The 5,816-nt window shown below is 62.8% G+C and carries 4 protein-coding genes and 2 pseudogenes; 2 read left to right on the forward strand and 4 right to left on the reverse strand.

The features are described 5' to 3' along the window. Both K309_RS0133575 and K309_RS0133580 read right to left on the reverse strand, forming a co-directional pair. The coding region (locus K309_RS0133575; protein ID WP_029050311.1) for an efflux RND transporter permease subunit at nucleotides 1-1,265 on the reverse strand (1,265 nt) is incomplete at its 3' end. A 20-nt stretch (nucleotides 1,266-1,285) separates the two neighbouring features. Continuing rightward, nucleotides 1,286-2,392 (reverse strand): efflux RND transporter periplasmic adaptor subunit, encoded by a 1,107-nt coding sequence (locus K309_RS0133580; protein ID WP_029050312.1) that lies wholly within the window; start codon nucleotides 2,390-2,392, stop codon nucleotides 1,286-1,288. Between the two features lie 448 nt (nucleotides 2,393-2,840). On the opposite strand from K309_RS0133580, the pseudogene K309_RS41160 reads away from it, so the two are divergent. Both K309_RS41160 and K309_RS42720 read left to right on the forward strand, forming a co-directional pair. After that, a pseudogene (locus tag K309_RS41160) lies at nucleotides 2,841-3,380 on the forward strand (ISL3 family transposase); the annotation flags it as partial. A gap of 64 nt (nucleotides 3,381-3,444) precedes the next feature. Beyond that, nucleotides 3,445-3,792, forward strand: a complete 348-nt coding sequence (locus K309_RS42720) for a hypothetical protein (protein WP_198030910.1) — start codon at nucleotides 3,445-3,447, stop codon at nucleotides 3,790-3,792. Nucleotides 3,793-4,219: 427 nt separating this feature from the next. Here K309_RS42720 and K309_RS0133590 read toward each other — a convergent pair whose 3' ends face one another. Then, nucleotides 4,220-5,377 carry an IS110 family RNA-guided transposase gene (locus K309_RS0133590; protein WP_035878815.1) on the reverse strand — a complete coding sequence of 386 codons (1,158 nt, stop codon included), beginning with the start codon at nucleotides 5,375-5,377 and terminating at the stop codon, nucleotides 4,220-4,222. A 284-nt stretch (nucleotides 5,378-5,661) separates the two neighbouring features. Beyond that, nucleotides 5,662-5,816: pseudogene (locus tag K309_RS42240) on the reverse strand (IS5/IS1182 family transposase); the annotation flags it as partial.

Below are 5,816 nucleotides of genomic sequence, written 5' to 3' on the forward strand. Positions count from 1 at the left end.
TGGTCCTTGCCCATCAGGTTGTGGCGCACGATGTTCTCGCGCACCACGATGGCATCGTCGATCAGCAGGCCCACGCACAGCGACAGCGCCATCAGCGTGATCACGTTGAGGGTGAAGCCGCACAGGTACATTACGCCGAAGGTGCCGATCAGCGCGATCGGCAGCGTCAGGCCGGTAATCACCGTGCTGCGCCACGAGCCGAGAAACAGGAACACGATCGCCACGGTCAGGAAGGCGCCTTCCAGCAAGGTCGAGCGCACTTCCTTCACGCTGCTGCGGATGCCGCGCGCGGTGTCGTTGACCACATTCAGCCGCACGCCGGCGGGCACCAGCTTGCGCACCTCGTCGGTCATGCGCACCAGGCCGTCGACGGTATCGACCGTGTTCTGGCCCTGCGCCTTCACCACCGACAGGAACAGCGCGCGCTTGCCGTCGAGCAGCGCCAGGCTTTCCTGCTCTTCCTGGCCGTCGCGCACGTCGGCGATCTCGCCCAGCGTCACCGGCTGGCCGGCGCGACGCGCGACGATGATCTGCCGGAACGCATCCGGCGTGGGCACGCGGCCCTTGATCTGCACCACGGTCTCGGTCGCCGCGGAACGCATTTCGCCCGCGGGCAATTCCTGGTTCTCGTTGCGGATCGCGTTCATCACCTGGTCGACGCCGATGCCCAGCGCTTCCAGCTGCGCCGGACGGATGCGGATCTCGACCTCGCGCCTGGTCCCGCCGACGAGATTGATCGCGCCCACGCCGCGCACGGTTTCCAGCCGCTTGCGCACGATCTGGTCGGCGATGGTGGTCAGCTCGCGCTGGCTGCGGCCGGCGCCCGGCGCGTTGGAGACGGACAGATAGAAGATCGGCGCGTCCGACGGGTCATAGCGCAGCACGCGCGGTTCCTTGACCTCGTCGCGGAACTGCGGGCGAATCAGCGCGATCTTGTCGCGCACGTCCTGCGCGGCCTGGCCGACATCGACGCTCAGGTCGAACTTGATCACGACGACCGAGGTGCCCTGATAGGAATGCGAGAAGATCTCGTCGATGCCGGAGATGGTGTTGACGATCTCCTCGACCTTGCGCGTGACGTCCGACTCCACCGATTCGGGCGCGGCGCCCGGGTATTCGGTCTGCACCACCACCACCGGGAAGGTGATATCCGGGAACTGGTCGACCGGCAGCCGCTGGTACGAGAACAGCCCCACCACGATGAAGGCCATCATCATCATGGTGGCCAGCACCGGATTGCGGATCGACAGGCGGGTGAACCACATGGCACGCGTCCTCGGTACCGTCAGGCCTTGACGCGCCTGACCTGGCTGCCGCTGCGCAGCGTGCCCAGGTTGTTGCGCACGATCTCGGCGCCGGCGTCGAGGCCGGCGACGATTTCCACCACGCCGCCGGCTTCGTCGCGCAGGCCAAGCTGCACCGGGCGTTCCGCCAGCGTGTCGCGCTCGATGGCATAGACGAAGGCGCGCTCGCCCTCGGTGCGCACCGCCGACACCGGCACCGCCACCACCGCGGCGCGCTGGCCCAGCACCAGCGCGCCGCGCGCGAACATGCCGGCGCGCAGCTTCTGGTCGGCATTGTCGACGCGCACATAGATCATGATGCTGCGCGTGCCCTCGCTGACGGCCGGGTTGATGCGCACCAGCTTGCCGGCAAAGCGGCCGGCGCCTTCGACTTCCAGCGCCACCGGCTGGCCCACCGCGGCGCGCGCCACCTCGGCCATCGGGATCGGCGCTTCCAGCTCCAGCACGCGCAGGTCGACCACGTCGACCAGGCGCGTATCCGGCGACACCTTCTCGCCCGGCTGCACCGCGCGCGCGGCCACCATGCCGTCGAGCGGGGCCCTGACCACGGTGTCGGCCAGCGCCTTCTGCGCCACCGCCAGCCCGCCCTGGGCGGCGTCGAGGTTGGCGCGCCCCACCGCCAGGTCGGCCTGGTACTTGTCGAAGGCGGTCTGCGAGATAAAGCCCTTTCCGACCAGCTCGCGGTTGCGTTCCCAGGTCTGGCGCGAATTCTCGAACTGGCCGCGCGCGGCCAGCATCTGCCCGCGCGCCTGCGCGGCCCGGGCTTCGTATTCGGTCGGGTCGATGCGCACGATCACCTGGCCGGCGCGCACCGGTTCGCCCTCGCGCACCAGCACCTGCTTCACCTCGCCTGAGATCTTGGCCTTGACCGAGGCCTGGTTCAGCGCGCGCAGGCTGCCCGACAGCGGCAGCGACAACTGCAGGTCCTGGCGCGCCACCTGAACCAAGTCTGTCTGCAGGAATTCGACCCCGCTGGCCTCCTCAGGTTCAAATATCCGATGCGAACTTCTAGCGGTGCGCACGTAGGTCACAATGCCCAGCACTAAAAAAGCGCAGCCAATAGTGACTAGCAGGTTCTTTCGTTTCATGTCGGCCTTTTGGGCGGTTACTGGCTTTGGCGGCAACCCCTTACCCATCCTCAAGGCTTGCCCGAACATATTCTCGCGGAAATACTCTGCGACACCTCGGGACTTCCTTTGCGTCACTCACGCTCAGTCCCTTGCCAAAAGGGTGATCACTATAAGCACCCGCCAGCACACCGCTCTTAGGCCTGCGACTTGGCACCCCCAACGAGAACACACAACGGTGCAAGCCCGGTGAATTTAATGACCCGCTATACAAAGAACCTCTCATTTTCCCAATTATCTGCCGCACCATAATAACCTGTCCGTCAGTCAGACCTGAATTGCGCGTAGGGATTCTCTGATAGATCATCAATAGCACAATCCCTCATAGGTACTTCCGTATGCTTCCTTTGTGCTGGAATTGGCTTTCAAGTGGCTGGCCTGCTCAATCACCTCCCATGGACGATCCACCCTGCGCAAGCGACATCGCTACGCCACAGTGGTCATCGATCCGATCGGACGGCAAGTGCCATGGATCGGAAAGGGCCGCTCGCGCGAGACTGCCCGAGCGTTCTTCGAGCAACTCTTAACCGGACGCGGCCAAACGCGTCGAGGCAGTCGCCCATCGACATGACGACCGCGTACGAGCTGGAGATTCGGGAGCGTCTATGACCAGTTCCAACGTCGTGGCCAAGTACGGGCGCGAGGTCATGGGCCGGGTTCGCGTCGACCAAGCATCGCCTGCGGCACGATCGCCCTACCAGGCGGGTGCTCAAGTCCACGCGCTGGCTGCTGCTGCGCAACCGGCAGAATCAGAGTGCCCCTCAGGAGGTGCATCTGGACGATCTGCTGCATGCCAATAGGCCGTTGATGACCGCCTACATCTTACGAGATGACCCAAACGGCTGTGGCTCTACCGCCGACCGGGATGGACCAGAAGGCCTCGGAGCAGCGGGCGCGCAGGCATGGCAGAGCAGCATTCCTACCCTCAATGTTCGCCCAGCGCCTGAAGCGAATACCGCCGGCGGCCGCAAGGGACGTCCTCAAAAGACCGCTTTCTCTCTTTGGAGCACACTATGACCGAATCCCCTAAACAAAGCGGTACGGAACGCTCATGGCGTCGCGTTCGCGTGACGGGCAGCTGGCTGCCAGACCATGCCTTCGTGTGGGCGTATTGGAACGGCACCATGTGGAACGGCTTTGCTGTCCCGATGTTCACCAGCCAGGACGCCAGCAATCTCTGTGCGGTGATGCCGAGCCTCGTGTACGTTGAGGCTCGCCAAGCCTTCCTGTTTGAAGAGGGCGGAGAGACAGAATGGTTTCATGCTGCACCGCAACTTGTGAACGGCGAGTTCGTGCAACTCTTTTCCCTTGGCGAAAGCTGGTGTTGGCAACTCGTTGACCTATCGGAGGTGGCAATCTAATCAGCCCTCTCCACAATCGCGGCTAACCCTGCTGATATGACTCCCGGTGTCAATAGAAATTTTTTTGGTTCCCTTTCATAGTTCTCCCATGTGTTCCCACCAGTTTCCTGAAGGCGACGTAGCAGTACGTCTCGACGGTGGATCACGCTTCTATGAGCGAGAATTTGTCAAGATCGCTATGTAGCTGAAGTCACCGTTGCGCTCGTGAGAGGAACCAGCATCTCACCACCTTCTATCCGCTGGCGCGTTGCCAGCCTCATCCCTGCATGCGCGTTACGCCGGAATCTCTTCCGGGAACATGCCCCATCTGAAAATATTCGGTTGCATCGGGGCAACCCAGCGTGATCACGGGCATGTTCACTCCAACCGTGTTTGCTACGTCACTGCCTGACTAAACCTTACCTCCTTCCTGCTAGCCTTGGAGGGCCTATGCCGACTTCAGATGTGCGCCTTCGGGAATGACTCCATCTTTCAGATAGCGCCACAGCGCAATGGCCAGGCGTCGGGCTACCGCGACGATGGCGATACGTCGTGCGCGTCGGTTCGGTCCTGTGCCCTGAGTGCGCTGGTCAAACCATTTTGCTAATGCGCTGCCAGGCTGGTAGCGCAGCCAGGTCCAAGCCATCTCGATCAGCAACGCGCGTACCCGACGGTTTCCCTGATTGCTAATCCCCTGATCGACCTGGCTTTCGCCGCTGTCATAGGGCTGCGGCACCAGCCCGACGCATGCGCCGACTTGGCGGTGGTTGTTGAATTCCCGCCAGAACAGCTCGAGGGCAAGGCGCGAGGCGCCCACTTCGCCGATGCCCTTCAGGCGCGCCAGCGCATCACGACGCTGGCGCGCGAGCGCAGGTACATTTGTCTGTCGCGTGTTCTCCAGCGCCGCAAGTTGCTGTTCGACCAGTGCCAGCCGTTCGCACTCGCGCAGCAGCCGCTCGCGCATTTCGGCCGGCAACGGCGCGCCGTCGTGACACTTCACCTCGTCACTGGCGAGTCGGTTGGCGAAAGTCCGGTGATCGAGCGCATCCCAGCAGCCGAGCGTAGCCAGTAGCTTGCGCATCCGGTCGCGGTGCTGCAGGACTTCTTTCTGCAGTTGTCCGCGCTCGCGCATCAGGTGGCGCGATGCCTCATCCTCCGATGACGGGACGTGAATCACATGCATGCGATCGCGCTCGCCGCGCAGCCACGCGCGCAGGTTGATGACGAGCTTGATGACATCGAGCCGGTCTGTCTTGGCGCGCCGCTGATGGCGTTCGACCGGAATGCTGGCCGGATCGACAACGTAGCACTCAATGTGTCGGGTCTGCAGCGCGCGACAGATCCAGAACGCGTCCTGTCCGGCCTCATAGCTCACGACGATCCGTGTATCTGCTGGCAACGACCACTTCTCCTTGTGTGCGGCGATCAGGCTCAGCACTTCTTGCAGACGCGCTGCGGCCTGAGGCTGCGCGACGGTGTGCACGGCTGGCTTCTCGCGCTGGCCGTCATGAAGCGCGACTTTCCATTTGGCCGCCGCCAGTTCCAGCGACACTGCCAGCACGGGAGTAGTGTTTGAATAGGTCGTCTTCGCATGATCTTTAGGCATCATCGTCCCCTTTGAGCCAGTGTCGATACGCTGATTTTAGGCATCAGCGCACCGGTCTCCCCGCTTCATAGGATCTGATATTCGCGGATTGGCTACCGCATTACAGAGGTCCGCCCAATGAGCCTGTCGCGATCTAAGGCTACGCTGAATAAGCTGCTGATTTTTTGTGGAGCGGTTCGACGCGGAGCCTATTCGCTTTGAAAAATGGCTCTGATGACGAGATTTTGGCTTGCTGCGCCCCCCAACGGGGTGTGTTGGCGAGGCGCTCGCCCCGCACTCGCCCTTTATGGGCGGACTGCTCCCATCAGATGTCCTCGGCTCAGGTAAAGATTGGCCAGCGCCAGGGCCGTGAAGGCCCGGCCGGCATTCTTTTTCAGGCCGCGGTAGCGGACTTTGGTGAAACCCCACAGGCGCTTGACCACGGCAAAGACATGTTCGA

This window comes from Cupriavidus phytohabitans (assembly GCF_000426345.1).
GTDB lineage: Bacteria > Pseudomonadota > Gammaproteobacteria > Burkholderiales > Burkholderiaceae > Cupriavidus.

Coding starts and splice junctions, on each gene's coding strand:
- K309_RS0133580 (WP_029050312.1), bottom strand. CDS start 2,392: ATGAAACGAAAGAACCTGCTAGTCACTATTGGCTGCGCTTTTTTAGTG.
- K309_RS42720 (WP_198030910.1), top strand. CDS start 3,445: ATGACCGAATCCCCTAAACAAAGCGGTACGGAACGCTCATGGCGTCGC.
- K309_RS0133590 (WP_035878815.1), bottom strand. CDS start 5,377: ATGCCTAAAGATCATGCGAAGACGACCTATTCAAACACTACTCCCGTG.